This window comes from Lacrimispora amygdalina (assembly GCF_900205965.1).
Lineage (GTDB): Bacteria > Bacillota > Clostridia > Lachnospirales > Lachnospiraceae > Lacrimispora > Lacrimispora amygdalina_A.
In genome coordinates this window covers 29,513-46,092 of sequence record NZ_OAOF01000013.1, presented here as the reverse complement: position 1 = coordinate 46,092, position 16,580 = coordinate 29,513, and the positions used below count along the sequence as shown (strand labels likewise).

Annotated in this window: 17 protein-coding genes; 16 read left to right on the top strand and 1 reads right to left on the bottom strand. The window is 44.5% G+C overall.

What is annotated here, in order from left to right; genetic code table 11:
- Positions 1 to 142 precede the first annotated feature (142 nt).
- From pth to CRO04_RS16770, 5 genes are all read left to right on the top strand, one after another.
- Positions 143 to 709, top strand: coding sequence for an aminoacyl-tRNA hydrolase (pth, locus tag CRO04_RS16790; RefSeq protein WP_097005397.1), 567 nt, complete (start codon positions 143 to 145; stop codon positions 707 to 709).
- 9 nt (positions 710 to 718) lie between these two features.
- On the top strand, positions 719 to 4,252 hold the full coding sequence (gene mfd, locus CRO04_RS16785) for a transcription-repair coupling factor (RefSeq protein ID WP_097005396.1): 3,534 nt from the start codon (positions 719 to 721) through the stop codon (positions 4,250 to 4,252).
- A 147-nt stretch (positions 4,253 to 4,399) separates the two neighbouring features.
- Entirely contained in the window at positions 4,400 to 4,585 is a 186-nt protein-coding gene (locus CRO04_RS16780; protein ID WP_097005395.1) for a hypothetical protein, read from the top strand.
- A 191-nt stretch (positions 4,586 to 4,776) separates the two neighbouring features.
- The gene (spoVT, locus tag CRO04_RS16775) at positions 4,777 to 5,325 is read left to right on the top strand and encodes a stage V sporulation protein T (protein WP_097005394.1); all 549 of its coding nucleotides are present in this window, start codon (positions 4,777 to 4,779) and stop codon (positions 5,323 to 5,325) included.
- A 12-nt stretch (positions 5,326 to 5,337) separates the two neighbouring features.
- The gene (locus CRO04_RS16770) at positions 5,338 to 5,481 is read left to right on the top strand and encodes an AE-binding protein (protein WP_097005393.1); all 144 of its coding nucleotides are present in this window, start codon (positions 5,338 to 5,340) and stop codon (positions 5,479 to 5,481) included.
- A gap of 73 nt (positions 5,482 to 5,554) precedes the next feature.
- Here the strand turns inward: CRO04_RS16770 and CRO04_RS16765 are convergent, their stop codons facing one another.
- Positions 5,555 to 6,535, bottom strand: a complete 981-nt coding sequence (locus CRO04_RS16765) for a ComEC/Rec2 family competence protein (protein WP_097005392.1) — start codon at positions 6,533 to 6,535, stop codon at positions 5,555 to 5,557.
- Between the two features lie 157 nt (positions 6,536 to 6,692).
- On the opposite strand from CRO04_RS16765, the gene CRO04_RS16760 reads away from it, so the two are divergent.
- The 11 genes from CRO04_RS16760 (at position 6,693) to CRO04_RS16710 (ending at position 16,518) form a co-directional block, all read left to right on the top strand.
- Positions 6,693 to 7,085, top strand: a complete 393-nt coding sequence (locus tag CRO04_RS16760; RefSeq protein ID WP_097005391.1) for a MazG family protein — start codon at positions 6,693 to 6,695, stop codon at positions 7,083 to 7,085.
- Positions 7,086 to 7,149: 64 nt separating this feature from the next.
- Positions 7,150 to 7,452 carry an HU family DNA-binding protein gene (locus CRO04_RS16755; protein ID WP_268875600.1) on the top strand — a complete coding sequence of 101 codons (303 nt, stop codon included), beginning with the start codon at positions 7,150 to 7,152 and terminating at the stop codon, positions 7,450 to 7,452.
- A 3-nt stretch (positions 7,453 to 7,455) separates the two neighbouring features.
- On the top strand, positions 7,456 to 7,695 hold the full coding sequence (locus tag CRO04_RS16750) for an RNA-binding S4 domain-containing protein (RefSeq protein WP_097005390.1): 240 nt from the start codon (positions 7,456 to 7,458) through the stop codon (positions 7,693 to 7,695).
- Positions 7,696 to 7,782: 87 nt separating this feature from the next.
- Complete coding sequence (yabP, locus tag CRO04_RS16745) at positions 7,783 to 8,067, top strand: sporulation protein YabP (RefSeq protein ID WP_097005389.1); 285 nt, start codon at positions 7,783 to 7,785, stop codon at positions 8,065 to 8,067.
- A 17-nt stretch (positions 8,068 to 8,084) separates the two neighbouring features.
- On the top strand, positions 8,085 to 8,441 hold the full coding sequence (yabQ, locus tag CRO04_RS16740; RefSeq protein ID WP_097005388.1) for a spore cortex biosynthesis protein YabQ: 357 nt from the start codon (positions 8,085 to 8,087) through the stop codon (positions 8,439 to 8,441).
- Between the two features lie 17 nt (positions 8,442 to 8,458).
- Entirely contained in the window at positions 8,459 to 8,779 is a 321-nt protein-coding gene (locus tag CRO04_RS16735) for a septum formation initiator family protein (RefSeq protein WP_097005387.1), read from the top strand.
- A gap of 104 nt (positions 8,780 to 8,883) precedes the next feature.
- Positions 8,884 to 10,299 (top strand): SpoIIE family protein phosphatase, encoded by a 1,416-nt coding sequence (locus tag CRO04_RS16730; protein ID WP_330400868.1) that lies wholly within the window; start codon positions 8,884 to 8,886, stop codon positions 10,297 to 10,299.
- A 74-nt stretch (positions 10,300 to 10,373) separates the two neighbouring features.
- A complete protein-coding gene (tilS, locus tag CRO04_RS16725; RefSeq protein ID WP_097005385.1) occupies positions 10,374 to 11,750 on the top strand; it encodes a tRNA lysidine(34) synthetase TilS in 1,377 nt (458 codons plus the stop codon).
- On the top strand, positions 11,743 to 12,270 hold the full coding sequence (hpt, locus tag CRO04_RS16720; protein ID WP_097005384.1) for a hypoxanthine phosphoribosyltransferase: 528 nt from the start codon (positions 11,743 to 11,745) through the stop codon (positions 12,268 to 12,270). Before tilS ends, hpt begins: the two co-directional genes overlap by 8 nt.
- 12 nt (positions 12,271 to 12,282) lie before the next feature.
- Complete coding sequence (ftsH, locus tag CRO04_RS16715) at positions 12,283 to 14,109, top strand: ATP-dependent zinc metalloprotease FtsH (protein WP_097005497.1); 1,827 nt, start codon at positions 12,283 to 12,285, stop codon at positions 14,107 to 14,109.
- A 348-nt stretch (positions 14,110 to 14,457) separates the two neighbouring features.
- Entirely contained in the window at positions 14,458 to 16,518 is a 2,061-nt protein-coding gene (locus CRO04_RS16710; protein ID WP_097005496.1) for an alpha amylase N-terminal ig-like domain-containing protein, read from the top strand.
- Positions 16,519 to 16,580: the final 62 nt, after the last annotated feature.

Here is a 16,580-nt window from a genome sequence, read left to right as displayed (position 1 = left end):
TTGCCGGAACTGTTAAAATGATAGGAATCGCGTTAGGTACCCCTGTTAGGGAAATCTAACGCTTTTCGGGCGTTCATTTAACACCCGGATCAGTCATGAAATGCAACTGTAGTTAATATAGAAAATAATAAGGAGAATTATCATGTACATCATCGCAGGATTGGGTAATCCAACAAGAGAGTATGATAAAACAAGACACAATGTGGGCTTTGAGGCTATTGATGTTCTGGCGGATAAACTGGGAATCCGGATTACGGAAAAAAAACATAAGGCTGTTTACGGGATGGGAATGGCAGGATACCAGAAGGTGATTCTTTCCAAACCTCAGACCTATATGAATTTAAGCGGAGAAAGCATCCGCTCTATGGCTGACTATTATAAGGTAGAGCCGGAGAACATTATTATTATCTGCGATGACATCAATCTCACAGAGGGACAGCTTCGGATTCGTAAGAAAGGAAGTGCCGGAGGGCATAACGGTCTCAAAAATATTATTCAGCATTTAGGAACCCAGGAATTCCCCAGAATAAGGGTGGGCGTTGGTGAAAAACCAAAAGAGATGGATCTGGCAGATTATGTGCTGGGGCATTTCCCTAAAGAGCAGGAGATGATTATGGCGGATGCTTACCAGGCAGCAGCAGATGCTGCAGTCATGATGGTGGAAGACGGGGCTGATCAGGCGATGAATTATTTCAACAGGAAGAAATAAGGAGATTTCATGAACGATCTATTTGAAAAACCATTAAGAGAACTAAGGGATTTCGAAGGCCTTTGCTCTGATCTTGCAAAGAAGGCCGGGCCGGTTATAGCAAGCGGCTGCATGGACTCCCAGAAAGCTCATCTGATGTATGAATCGGCAAAGCAGGCAGGTCTGAAACTGGTAGTGACCTATGACGATACCAGGGCAGGCGAAATCTATGAAGATCTTCGCTTTTTCGATTCCAATGTGTGGCTTTATCCTGCAAGGGACTTGCTGTTTTTCAATGCGGATATCCATGGAAACCTGCTGACCAAGCGGCGAATGGCGGTTTTTCGTCATTTAATGGAACAATCCTCAGGGTGGGTGGTTACAACCTTTGATGGACTGATGGATCATCTGATGCCTCTGGCCGATATGAAAAAGCAGACACTTCTGGTTGAGGGCGGCCAGATCATTGATGTGGAGAAATGGAAAAAACGGCTTGCAGAGCTTGGATACGAACGGATGGCACAGGTGGATGGAATGGGGCAGTTCTCCGTCCGTGGAGGAATCATAGATATTTTTCCTCTGACAGAAGAGCTTCCTGTCCGCATAGAGCTTTGGGACAATGAGGTGGATTCTATCCGTACCTTTGATTTAGAGAGCCAGAGGTCAATCGAGCAGCTTGATGAGATCCGTATCTATCCTGCAACGGAAATGATTCTTACCTCTCAGCAGATCAGCGATGGTATTGACGCTCTTCAAAAAGAAGTGAAAAAATACGAAAAAGATTTGCGGGCGCAGTCAAAGATTCAGGAGGCAGCCAGGATCCGTTCCATTCTATCAGAACTATTGGAAGGCTTAAGAGAGGGCTGGAAACAGCATGGCCTGGACGGATATATTCATTATTTCTGCAAAGACAGCGTATCCTTTCTGGATTACTTTTCCCCTGAGAGTACGGTGTTTTTCCTGGATGAACCTGAGCGGCTTAAGGAAAAGGGAGAAGTTGTTGAGGCGGAATTCAGGGAGAGCATGATTCACAGGCTGGAAAACGGATATCTCCTGCCAGGTCAGACAAATCTTCTTTATCCGGCAAAGGAGATGCTGGCCAGAATTCAGATGAAGAGCAGCGTGTATTTAACAGGCCTGGAACAGAAACTGTCAGGCTTTGTGGTAAAAAACCGCTACAGCTTTCAGGTAAAGAACGTAAATTCCTATCAGAATAGTTTTGAGCTGCTGATTAAGGATTTAACCAGATGGAAACGGGAAGGCTACCGTGTGATCCTTCTTTCTGCTTCCAGGACCAGAGCCAGCCGTCTTGCCGGGGATTTAAGGGAATACGACTTACGCGCCTACTGTCCGGACGACCAGGACGGGGAGCATGAGGTAAAACCAGGAGAGATCCTGGTTACCCATGGTAATATCCATCGGGGCTTTGAGTATCCCATGATTAAATTTCTGGTTATTACCGAAGGTGATATGTTCGGTATGGAGAAAAAGAAGCGCAAACGGAAAAAGACGGTTTATGAAGGTACCAGAATCCAGAATTTTTCCGACCTTTCCGTAGGGGATTATGTGGTACATGAGGATCATGGGCTGGGAATTTACCGGGGAATCGAAAAAATTGAGCAGGACGGGGTGATTAAGGATTACTTAAAGGTGGAATATGCCGATAACGGTAATCTTTATCTTCCTGCCACACGTCTTGACGGAATTCAGAAATATGCAGGTGCCGAAGCAAAGAAACCAAAGCTGAACCGGCTGGGAGGAGACCAGTGGAACAAGACCAAAACCAGGGTTAAGGGGGCAGTAAAAGAGATTGCAAAGGATCTGGTCATGCTCTATGCGGCCAGACAGCAGACACACGGATTCCGGTATGGCGAGGATACCGTCTGGCAGAAGGAATTTGAAGAGATGTTTCCTTATGACGAGACCGAAGACCAGTGGGATGCAATAGAAGCAACCAAAACAGATATGGAAAGCGGAAAGATCATGGACCGGCTGATCTGTGGAGATGTGGGATATGGTAAGACTGAGATTGCGCTCAGGGCTGCATTTAAAGCGGTTCAGGATGGGAAGCAGGTAGTATATCTGGTACCCACTACGATTCTGGCACAGCAGCATTACAATACCTTTGCCCAGAGAATGAAGGATTTTCCGGTGCGTGTGGATTTAATGTCCCGGTTTAAGACCTCTTCCCAGATTAAGAAAACTGTGGAAGATTTAAGAAAGGGAATGGTGGATATTGTGGTAGGCACCCACCGGGTCTTATCAAAGGATGTGCAGTTTAAGGATCTGGGACTTTTAATTATTGATGAGGAACAGCGGTTTGGTGTTGCACATAAGGAAAAGATCAAACAGTTAAAGGAAAATATAGACGTTCTCACCCTGACAGCTACTCCCATCCCAAGGACTCTTCATATGAGCCTGGTTGGAATCCGGGATATGAGTGTTCTGGAAGAACCTCCTGTTGACCGTATGCCCATACAGACTTATGTGATGGAGCATAACGACGAGATGGTGCGGGAAGCAATACACAGGGAACTGTCCAGGGGAGGTCAGGTCTATTATGTATATAACCGGGTCAATAATATTGACGAGGTGGCAAACCATATTGCAAAGCTGGTTCCTGAAGCGGTGGTTACGTTTGCCCATGGACAGATGCATGAGCATGAACTGGAACGGATCATGTTTGATTTTGTAAATGGTGAAATTGATGTTCTGGTGTGTACAACGATCATTGAGACCGGGCTTGATATCTCTAATGCCAATACGATGATTATTCAGGATGCAGACCGCATGGGACTTTCCCAGCTTTACCAGTTAAGAGGCCGGGTAGGGCGTTCCAGCCGGACCGCTTATGCATTTCTCATGTATAAACGGGATAAAATGCTGAAGGAAGAGGCAGAGAAACGTCTGCAGGCAATCCGGGAATTTACAGAGCTTGGCTCCGGTATAAAAATTGCCATGAGAGATCTGGAGATAAGGGGAGCCGGCAATGTCCTGGGTGCGGAACAGCACGGTCATATGGAGGCGGTTGGATACGATTTATACTGTAAGCTTCTAAACCAGGCGGTTTTGGAACTGAAGGGGGTAAGACGGGAAGAGGATACCTACGAAACTGTGGTAGACTGTGATATTGATGCCTATATTCCGACATCTTATATTAAAAATGAATATCAGAAACTTGACATTTACAAGCGTATCTCTGCCATTGAAAATGAAGATGAGCATATGGATATGCAGGATGAACTGATGGACCGTTTCGGCGAGATGCCAAAGCCGGTTGAGAATCTTCTTAAAGTAGCGGCATTAAAGGCCCTTGCACACAGCGCATATGTTACTGAGGTCAATATAAACCGTCAGGAGATCCGTCTGACGATGTATAAAAATGCTAAGCTGAAGGTGGAAGGAATTCCAAAGATTATTGAAGAATACCGGGGTGATTTGAAATTCCACATGGGGGAAGAACCGAAGTTTGCCTATCTTGACCGGAAGAAAAATGCGACAACTGACACAATGATAACCCAGGCGGAGATTATCTTGAGGCAGATCGGACAGTTGTCTGAATAATAGAAAAATATAGAAATAATAACTAAAAAAACATGGCTTGTCTTGTTGATTTTTTGTTATTATGTGATATACTAATAGTAGAAGTGGGATTTAGTCCCGGATGCTTTCTTACTTCAATTCATTTTTTTTCGAAGAAAGGTGGTAGCTATGGACGTTTTAGGCATGTATCTTCTCCAGAGAGTTTCAGATGAATTAACCATTCAGCGCTATGGTTCTTTTGAAAACAGATTTGTGGCGCCTGTCCCCGACAGTGAGGCAGCAAAAGTGGCACATGAGGCATATATATCCTCTTCAAAAGAAGTTCCCCATCGTGTCAGGCAAGGTGATTTTTGATCTGGGAATGGAATATATCCCTCTTCGTAAAACATTATAATTATCAGTGAGAATCAGGGTTTGACTTAAATTTTAAGTCTGACCCTGATTTTAAATTTTGGGAAATATGGCAGAGTTAAGTATAATCTGGTGTATTCGAAGCAAAATAATATCAGTGATATTAAAATGCACACGATGGAGGAATATTAAATATGAAAGCAACGGGCATTGTAAGAAGAATTGATGATCTTGGACGTGTAGTAATACCGAAAGAGATCAGAAGAACACTCAGACTTAGAGAAGGAACTCCGCTTGAGATATTTACAGACAGAGAAGGTGAAATTATATTAAAAAAATACTCTCCGATGGTGGAGCTGACTGCTTTCGCATCCCAGTATGCAGAAGCTATGGCCCAGACGACCGGACTGACCGTATGCATCAGTGACCGGGACCAGATTATTGCAGTGGCGGGCGGATCAAAGAAAGAACTCCTTCAGAAAACAATCAGCAAACAGCTTGAGGCTGTCATCAATGAGCGCTCAGTTGTTGTGGCAGGAAAAGATGATAAAGGATTTATTGCATTAACAGGAGAAACTCTGGAAGGAATAACGGCACAGGTTGTAGCACCTATTATCTGCGAAGGTGATGCGATTGGAGCGGTAGCTCTTTTGAGCAGGGAACCAAGAGCCCGGTTTGGGGATATGGAAACAAAACTTGCAACAACAGCGGCAGGATTTTTAGGACGGCAGATGGAAGGGTAAGGAGGTGATAATATGAGAGTTTTTATGCCAGAAGAAGACGACTACAGCGATGGCGATATTCCTGAAATCGATACGGATCCCTACAAAGATGGCTTTTATGTAGAACCGCTGCCAGAATCAGAAAGACCAAGACGGGATGGCCCGGGCGGGGATTAATACAGCAGGAGCAAAGCTAAAAAACGGCAGCCAGATATGAGTTGGGCTGCCGTTTTAATTAAGGTTTCATGGGTTAGTAGATAATCTGGTCTCCATCTTTAATACAGTAATTAACTTTTACACCCAGCTCTTGCATCCACTGTCTGGTCTCCAGGGTCTTCCAGTCGCCGCTTCCGATTCCCCCGCCGTTGTCATTATTCCACAGCCAGAGAGGACAGGGCCATAATGCAATCTGAGGTTTTATAGCGGCGTAAACATCACGGTTTACACCGTACTGGCCATGGTGTGACATCTGGACAATATCGCTTTTTAAACCGGAAACGCCCGTTTCTTGTAAGAGGAGCTCACCTGCTTCAGGTCCCATATCTCCAAGTACCAGAATGCTCACGTTGTTTAAGAAAAATTTGTAAGCAATGGAGCTGTTGTTAACTGATGTCGCATCCAGAAGGTAGGGATCATTAAGAACCCTGGCTTTTATGGAGCCAATCTGGATCTCCTCCCCCTTTTTTACGGTATGGAGACTTTCTGCCGGAAGATTGGTTAATGCTGAACGTAAATCAGCAGCCATCTGTGAGCGGGATGATTCTACCCTGTCATACCACGACTGGTCCGCCAGGGAGCTGTATACATGGTCAATGGTGATCTTGCGGTCCGGATTATTTAAAATCTTAACCAGTGCTCCCACATGATCTGAATGGGGATGGGTGATAAACCAGGCGGATACATGTCCTCCTTTTGACTGGATGACATCGCTTAAATGATCCGCATCAATATCCCAGCCGCCGTCGATGACCACCAGTGCGCCGTCTTTATCCTGCAGGATCATGGAAAGCATCTGGCGGTTGTCATAATCTGCCAGAAGAGAAAGGCTTCCACCGTGAAAGAGTTTACTTCCAGGTCCGATATTTAAAGAGGTGCCGATGCCCATGCGCATGGCCACTAATTCATCGGCAGTCCTTCCGGGAGTTATAATTTCAGGTGTAAAGGCACTCAATACAATGTTAAGAAACAGCAGACAGGCTGCGATCCGCTTCCATATACTAAAATGTTTCATGATTACCTCCGGTTTATTAAATTAACACTCATTATAATAGATATACCGTATTTTTAACAGGGGTCCGGAACAAATGTCAGAAAATCTTCAGAAATGGAACAGAATTCCTCCGGAGCTGACCGTTATGTGTTATAATTGAGAAAAGGAGGGTACTTGTATGTATACTTTTCAAGATTTAGTGGATATTACAAATAAACTGCGGTCGGAGGATGGCTGTCCCTGGGACAGGGAGCAGACTCATGAGAGCTTAAAAAAGCATCTGGAGGAAGAGAGCCAGGAGGTATTTCTTGCAATTGACCATAAGGATATGGACAACCTTTGCGAGGAGCTGGGAGACGTTTTATATCAGGTAATGATTCATAGTCAGATTGCAAAGGAGAATCAATGCTTTTCCATTGATGATGTGGTAAGTGGAATCTGCGAAAAAATGATCCGGAGGCATCCACATGTTTTTGGCGATAAAAAGGTGATTTCGTCAGAAGAGGGTGAGGCTGTCTGGAATGAGATAAAAATGCAGGAGAAGTCCCGTGAAAACAGCAAAAAACCTTGACAAAAACAGGAGAAACAGCTATAAATGATATAGTAATCGTGTCAACGAGAAAATTAGTAGCCTGGTGCTACATTCTAGGAGGAAGATATCAATGAACAAAGCAGAGTTAATCGCGGCAGTTGCAGAGAAAGCAGAGCTGTCCAAAAAGGATGCAGAAAAGGCAGTGAAGGCTTTAACAGATGTAATATCTGAAGAATTAGTTAAGGGCGAGAAAATCCAGTTAGTTGGCTTTGGTACATTCGAAGTATCTGAGAGAGCCGCAAGAGAAGGAAGAAATCCTAAGAGCGGTGAAGTGATGAATATTCCGGCTTCCAAAACTCCAAAGTTCAAAGCAGGTAAGGCATTAAAGGATATGGTGAACGCATAATCCATGAGACTTGATAAGTTTCTTAAAGTATCCAGAATCATTAAGAGAAGAACCGTAGCAAACGAAGCCTGTGATGCAGGCCGTGTGCTTGTAAATGAAAAACCTGCAAAAGCTTCCTTAAATATTAAGGAAGGTGATGTAATCGAAATCCATTTCGGCACCAGTTCCGTTAAGGTTGAGGTTCTTGATGTCGCGGAAACTGTAAAAAAAGATGAGGCAAAAGAGCTTTATCGCTATCTTTAGCCTTTGATTTGATACAAAAGATCAATTTCAGGAATATTGGAGCTTGCCTCCTAATATACTTTATAAGGTATATTAGGAGGTTTTTTTATGGAAGAAAAGATAAGCGTACGCCCTCACAGGCTGACAATAGATAATCGTGCTTCCAGTACGATGACCGGAATACGGGATGTGGTATCCTTTGATGAAAACCAGGTAGTGCTGGATACGGATATGGGTCTGCTGACGTTAAAGGGGAAGGATCTTCATGTCAGCCGGTTAACTCTGGAAAAGGGAGAATTGGATTTAAACGGCAGCATTGAAAGTCTGAACTATTCCTCCAATGAGGCTCTGCGCAGATCGGGGGAGTCCCTTTTGTCCAGGCTGTTTAAATAAAATCCAGAGGGAGTCATATGAGCGTTCATATCGTATATGAAGTAAAACTTCTGCTCTACAGCTTTTTAACAGGTGCAGGGCTTATGATGACATATGACCTGCTGCGAATTTTCCGTATTTTTATTCCCCATTCCTATGTGTTCACAGGAATCGAGGACATGATCTATTGGGTTTATGCCGCACTGGTGACATTTTCCCTGTTGTATGAGCAAAATGACGGAGGATTAAGAGGATATGTCATAGCCGGGATTTTTCTGGGGATGTTTTTATATGACCGGCTGGTCAGCAGGTTTTTCTTAAAATCCTTGAAAAACCTTCAGAAATATCTTAAAATAAGAATGGATAAGTGGATCCGACCAAAAAAGCGGCAATAGAAACAACTGGTGAGTGTATGAGAGAGATGAGAAAGTCAAGAAGGAAAAGAAAAGATAGATGGGGCAACCGCATGACTCTGATTGGAATAACCTTTGTGGTTTTCAGTCTCGCAGTGATTGTCACGATAGAAGGCGCCTCGCTGAAGGAGAAAGAACTGGAATATCAGTACCGCCTGCAGAATCTTCAGGCGCAGGTGGACAAGGAGCAGAACCGTGCCAAGGAACTGGAAGAATACCGGGTATATGTCCAGACAAAGCAGTATATTGAAGAAGTAGCGAAACAGAAGCTGGGGCTTGTAAAACCCGATGAGATTTTGTTGAAGCCGCAGAAGAAGTGATATTCTGTCGTACAATTTTAAATTTGAATCAGCAGTTTTGACAAAAATTTCCCTTCGCCCTGTATATAATGGTTTAAAGCATGATACAGGCAGGAGGGATTTTTGTGTTCAGACGTAAAGCGGCACATCACGATATGGCTGATGTGAATGTATATACGGCAAAGAGATTAAACGACATGGCAAATTCGCTTGGAGAGCTTGCCAGAGCGTGCACAGATGAGCTGTCCGCAGAACAGGGACTTACAAAGGAAGATGGGATCGCAGCACTTGAGACTGCTGCAGCAATGGTATGCGCAGGCTGCAATAAATGTATTGTATATCCCGGTAAGGAACAGGACAACCAGTATTATCTGCAGTATTTAATTCGTGCGTTTGAACAGAAGGGAAGCGTAGATTACGGGGACATGCCCCGTTTTTTTCTGGAAAGCTGTAAAAGAAAAGAGGAGTACCTGGTTCATTTAAACCGGGGCCTTGGCCGGGCAACCATGAATCTTGCGTGGAAGAACCGGTTTCTGGAAAGCAGAGATGCAATTATTGTGCAGTTTAAAGAGCTGGCAGTGATTTTGGAGGAGTTTTCCCATCAGGTGGAGAATGCCATTGACATTACTCCTGACTGGGAGGATGAGATCAGACGGGCATTCCGTAAGAATCATATTGTGATAGAGAAAATGCTGCTTCTGGAGTATGAGAATCAGCAGAGAGAGGCCTATCTTACCATGAGGACTCTAAACGGACGCTGCGTTACAGTAAAGGAGGCAGCGGAGATTTTAGAGGATGCCATGGAGGATGGGGAGTGGACGGTAGCTCCTGACGGTAGAACCCTGGTTACCAGGTCGCCAGATACCATCCGCTTTGTTGAAAAGGGAGATTACCAGATTATTTATGGTGCAGCTAAGGCCATTAAAACCGGAGAAGAGATATCCGGAGACAACTATACCTTTGGACATGTTCAGCCCGGCCAGGTGATCATGAGCCTGTCAGACGGCATGGGAAGCGGTAAAATAGCGGAGGAAGAGAGCCGGCAGGTGATTGAATTGACCCAGAGACTTCTGGAGGCAGGATTCTCCACCCGGGCGGCACTTAAAATGGTCAATACGGTACTGCTTCTCACCGGAATATCCCAGCATCCGGCCACATTGGATTTATGCTGCATCGATTTAAAAACCGGAATCATGGAAGCCATGAAACTGGGAGCGGCAGCTACCTATATCCGCAGCGAACGAGGCGTGGAGCGGATGGAGGCAGGCGAAGTCCCCATGGGTATATTAAGCCCGGTAGAGCCGGTGCTTTTATCCAAGAAGCTTTGGGACGATAACCGGGTCATTATGGTAAGTGACGGCGTTTTGGATGCGCTGCCTGCAGATGATAAGGAGCTGATGCTGCAGGAATTCATTGCAGGAATGCCGGTAAAGAATCCCCAGGATATGGCAGACCGGATTCTGTTATTTGCAAGATCATTTACGGAAAGTGCTGCAGATGATATGACAGTGCTGACTGCCGGGATATGGAAACGAAAATAATAATTGCAACAGATATGATTTGCGGGTATATTTATGTTAGAGAGGGGAGAAAATCAACTAAGGAAGGTGGCTGAATGTACAAGACGATTTTGGAATATGTCAGACGGAACCAGCTGTTTGACCGGGGAGACCATGTAATCGTGGGGTTATCCGGAGGAGCCGATTCTGTCTGTCTTCTTGTAATCTTAAATGAAATGAAGCAGGAATTTGATTTAAAATTAAAGGCAGTGCATGTTCATCATGGGTTAAGAGGAGAAGAAGCGGACAGAGACAGTAACTATGCCAGGGAACTTTCTAAAAAGCTGGGAGTGCCCTTTTCCTGCGTTTATGTAGATGCGGCAGGTTATGCGAAAGACCATGGAATGTCTGTGGAAGAAGCGGGCAGATATTTGAGATATGAGATTTTTGAACAGGAAAGAAATCAGTTAAACGGGACAAAAATAGCAGTGGCTCATCATGGAGATGATCAGGCTGAGACAATATTATATAACCTGTTCAGGGGAACCGGTTTAAAAGGGCTGGGGGGCATGCGCCCTGTGAGAGGGAAGATTGTGCGCCCTCTTTTGTGCGTGGGAAGAGAGGAAATTCTTGCATATCTCAGCGAAAAAGGGATATCTTATTGTGAGGATTCAACCAACAATGGCATCGAATATGCCAGAAACCGGATCAGAAAAGTAATCCTTCCCCAGGTGAAGGAACAGCTCAATGCAAGAGCAGGCGAGAACATTCTTCATGCAGGGATAATGGCAGCCCAGGCAGATGCCTACCTGGAAAAGCAGGCAGAGATTCTTTTAAAGAATCATGGAGAAAGGAAAAAAGATAAAACCGGGTCTGTTGTTCATTGCGGAATTGAGACGGATTTACTCCTAAATGAGGATGACATTATAAAAAACTATGTAATCCGGTGTATGATCAGAATTGTCAATCAGTCCATGAAAGATATTACCATGATTCATGTGGAAAGCGCGGCAGCGCTTCTTTTTGGTCCTGCAGGCAGGCAGATTGACCTGCCCGGAGGACTGATTGCGGTCAGAACCGGGAAGAAAATGTGGATAAGAAAGAAAAATGTCGAAGATCTGGTGGATAACCACCGGGAGTTTTGTCTTCCCAATGTGGATTTTTCTGTTTTTTCCTACAAAAAAGGCATGGAAATTCCCAAAAACGGGTATACGAAATGGTTTGATTATGATAAAATCAAATGTGCACTTTCTGTGAGGTATCGGGAAACCGGAGATTACATGACACTGGCCGGTGGCGGAAGAAAGACATTAAAGTCATATCTGATCGATGCCAAGGTTCCCAGAGAGGAACGTGGAAAAATTCCACTTGTTGCGGAAGGTTCCCATGTCCTATGGGTAATCGGATACCGGATCAGTGAATACTATAAGATAACAGATGATACCCATACAGTAATACAAATGCAGCTAGACGGAGGAAAAGTTAATGGATGACAAGATACGTGTGATGCTATCAGAGGAAGAGATAGCAACAAGAATTAAGGAAATAGCGGAAGAGATCAGCAGGGACTACAAGGGAAAGCCCCTTCACCTGATTTGCATTTTAAAGGGAGGCGTTTTCTTTACCTGTGAACTGGCAAAGAGGATTGAGCTGCCGTTAACCATGGACTTTATGTCTGTTTCCAGCTATGGATCCGGAACTGTATCAAGCGGAATCGTGAAAATAATAAAGGATTTGGATGACCCGATTGAAGGCAAGGACGTATTGATTGTGGAGGATATCATCGATTCCGGCAATACTCTTTCTTACTTAATTGAGGTTTTAAAACAGAGAAATCCAAACAGCGTGGAGTTATGTACCCTGCTTGATAAGCCGGAGCGCCGTGTGAAGAAACAGGTTGAAGTAAAGTATACCTGCTTTACCGTGCCGGATGAGTTTATCATCGGTTATGGTCTTGACTACGATCAGATATACAGGAATTTGCCATATATTGGAGTGATAGAACAGCAATAAGGAGGCAGCATGTTGAAACAACAGCAACCATTTAAAGGCTTGGGATTCCTGCTCCTTCTGGCTATTATGCTTTTATTTGCCAGTAGACTGCCCCAAAAGAGCGGAATCATTACAAACCAGGAACTTATGCAGGCGATAGACAATGGGACCATAACTTCAGCCACAGTCAAACAGAACGATCCGCCCCCGACCGGCAGAATCGAGATGACTATGACGGACGGTTCATCAAAACAGGCCAATGTATCCAATGTAATTGAAATCCAGGACCTTCTGGACCGGAACGGAATTACCTATACTGTGGATGCCGTTCAGAAAGAGAATCTTTTTCTGGTCGTTACCCTTCCCATTATTTTAACAGCGGTAGCCCTGGTTTTTCTGTTTATGTTAATGAATGCAAGAGCCGGAGCGGGCAGCGCCAATGCCAAGATGATGAATTTTGGAAGGAGCCGTGCTCATCTTGCCAAGGATGCCAACAAAGTAAACTTCAGCAAGGTAGCAGGACTTGAAGAGGAAAAAGAGGAACTGGAAGAGGTTGTGGATTTCTTAAAGAATCCGCAGAAATACACTGGAGTAGGAGCCCGTATTCCCAAGGGTATTCTTCTGGTTGGACCTCCCGGAACAGGAAAGACACTTCTTGCAAAAGCGGTGGCTGGAGAAGCAGGCGTTCCCTTTTTCTCTATATCCGGTTCTGATTTCGTAGAGATGTTTGTGGGCGTGGGTGCTTCCCGGGTGAGAGATTTATTTGAAGAGGGTAAAAAGCATGCTCCCTGTATTATATTTATCGATGAAATCGATGCAGTTGCCAGAAGAAGGGGAACCGGAATGGGCGGCGGCCACGATGAAAGGGAGCAGACATTAAATCAGCTTCTTGTTGAGATGGACGGTTTCGGAATCAACGAAGGAATCATTGTAATGGCAGCGACCAACCGTGTGGATATTCTGGACCCGGCTATCTTAAGACCCGGACGTTTTGACCGTAAGGTCAGCGTGGGGAGACCGGATGTGAAGGGAAGAGAGGAGATCTTAGGGGTCCACTCCAAGGAGAAACCTCTTGCAGAGGATGTGGATTTAAAAAGAATCGCTCAGACCACATCGGGCTTTACCGGCGCGGACTTAGAGAATCTGATGAATGAAGCTGCCATTTATGCAGCAAGGCACAGCAAGAAGTATATTAATCAGTCTGATATTGATAAAGCCTTTGTAAAGGTGGGAATCGGTGCAGAAAAGAAGAGCAAGATTATCACGGAGAAGGAGAAGAAGATTACAGCCTATCATGAAGCAGGGCATGCAATCCTTTTCCATCTGCTTCCGGATGAAGGACCGGTTCACACCATCTCCATTATTCCTACGGGAGTCAGTGCTGCAGGATATACCATGCCTCTTCCTGAAAACGACCATATGTTTAACACCAGGGGTAAGATGCTGCAGGATATTATGGTAGACTTAGGCGGACGGATTGCAGAAGAGATTATCTTCGGCGATATTACCACAGGTGCTTCCCAGGATATTAAGCAGGCGACTGCTCTTGCCAGAGCCATGGTTACCCAGTATGGAATGTCAGACCAGGTTGGTATGATTAATTACGACAATGACAGCGACGAGGTGTTTATTGGTAAAGATCTGGCTCATACCAAGAATTACGGAGGTCAGGTTGCCAATACCATTGACAATGAAGTAAAGAGAATCATTGATGAATGCTATGTAAAAGCGAAAGAGATTATCTTAAAGCATGAGGATGTTCTTCATTCCTGCTGTAAGCTGCTGATGGAAAAAGAGAAAATAGGACAGAAGGAATTTGAAAGCCTGTTTCCTGTTGATGCAGAGGCTGATACGATCTAAGCATTGATATGAGTAGAAGCACAGAGATCCGGTAAAATATCTAAGTTTTTGCCCGGGGATCTGTGCTTTTTTGTTGCCTGTGGTGTAACAGAGAAAATATGCATAAAAAATGATTCGTAAAAAAATGATGTTTGTGCACACTTATTTTCTCAGGCATGGTATATTAATAATCGTAAACCCCCCCAATACATTATATAGTTTTTGCTACACCCCATAAGAAACGAAATACCTTCTCCGAAAAACGGTCAGCTACCCCGCTGACCGTTTTTTATTTTTAGGTGGGTTGTATAATTGTTTCCAATCAGATAGAATAAAAGCAGAGTAGACGTGAAAGGAAATGAAGAACCTATGTGCTTCCAGACAGAGGCGTTAAATAAAGATGCATTATTTACTGATGAGACTGACAGTTTCAGGTTCCCGTCGGAACCTGAGGAAGGAGACGAAGTAGTTCTTCTTTTCCGGACAGGAGTTAATAATGCAGATTCTGTAAGTTTTATAGAGGCTGGCAGACCGTCTGAGATTTTTATGGTAAAATCAGATTCAGACGATTTGTTTGACTATTATGAATACAGGCTGAAGACAGGCAGTGATCCAATAAGATATTGTTTTCTGGTGAAAAAGGGAGATGAAGTCTGTTATTATAACCGTCTGGGTCCTGCAGGGCAGTATCCGGATAACGGCTGGTTTATCATTGTGCCGGGATTTACTACGCCTGACTGGGCGAAGGGCGCCGTGATGTATCAGATTTTTGTGGACCGTTTCTGTAATGGAGATCCCTCCAATGATGTGGTAAGTGAAGAATACCGCTATCTCGGACAAAGAGTGACAGCGGTGGATAGCTGGGATAAATACCCCGATCAGTTTGATGTCGGCTGTTTCTATGGCGGAGATTTAAAGGGAGTATGGGATAAGCTTGATTATCTTGAGAATCTGGGTGTGGAAGTGATATATCTAAATCCCATATTTGTTTCTCCATCCAATCATAAGTATGACTGCCAGGATTATGATTATATTGATCCTCATTATGGAGTGATTGTAAAAGACGGCGGAGAGACGGTGGCAGCGGAAGCTTCCGATAACCTGGGTGCCACAAAATACATGATCCGTACAACCAATGAGGAGAACTTAAAAGCAAGCAATGAGTTTTTTGCCAGGTTTGTTGAGGAGGTTCACAAACGGGGCATGAAGGTGATTCTTGACGGTGTATTCAATCACTGTGGATCCTTTAATAAATGGCTGGATGGGGAGCGGATCTATGAGCTGTCAGGCAGCTATGAGCCGGGAGCATATGCATCGGAGAACAGTCCTTACCGTACTTTTTTTAAGTTTACTGATACAGAATGGCCTTATAATAATTCTTATGATGGCTGGTGGGGACATTCTACTCTGCCAAAGCTTAATTATGAGGGCTCTGAAATACTTTGCCGCTATATCCTGGATATTGCCGCAAAATGGGTCTCCGACCCTTATAATGCGGATGGCTGGCGTCTTGACGTGGCAGCAGACTTAGGTCACAGCAGTCAGTTTAATCATAAGTTCTGGAAGGATTTCAGAAAAGCTGTAAAAGCAGCAAATCCCAATGCCATCGTACTGGCAGAGCATTATGGAGATCCGTCTGCCTGGCTGCAGGGGGATGAATGGGATACCGTTATGAATTATGATGCATTTATGGAACCTGTTTCCTGGTTCTTAACCGGTATGGAAAAACACAGTGACGAGATAAATCCAAAGCTTTTAGGTGATGGCGAGACGTTCTTTCGTTCCATGAATTATCATATGAGCCGTATGACCACAGGATCGCTTTTAACAGCCATGAACCAGCTTTCCAACCATGATCATTCCCGGTTTCTTACAAGAACGAACAAAAGAACCGGCCGTACTTCAACGGAAGGACCAGAGGCGGCAGCGGAAGGGATCAGCTATGGGGTGTTTCGGCAGGGTGTTATGATCCAGATGACATGGCCTGGAGCTCCAGCTATTTACTATGGGGACGAAGCGGGAGTCTGCGGCTGGACGGACCCGGATAACCGCAGGACCTATCCCTGGGGCAATGAAAATTTAGAACTGATTGAGTTTCACAGATATATGACTGAGCTGCACAGGACCATTTTGGCGCTTCGTCTTGGTTCATTAAAGCCCCTGCTGACAGGAGATCATATGATTGCATATGGCCGTTTTTTAAATGACAGCATCTGTGCAGTTGCAGTCAGCAGCCATACAGATGAGAAAGAGGTTTTGATTCCTGTATGGCAGATGGGTATGAAGGACGGAGAAACCATGTCCCGTGTTATGCTTACTTATGAGAATGGCTATAATGTGGGTAAGATTTCATTTACAGTTGAACAAGGCGGAGTAAGAGTTCAAATGCCACCTTTAAGCTCCGTTTTGCTGGTGGGAGACCGGGAATAACTTGTTTATTTTTGTTATAAATTTTTAAAAATGCCTTGATTTTTTTGATTCACTATGATAAA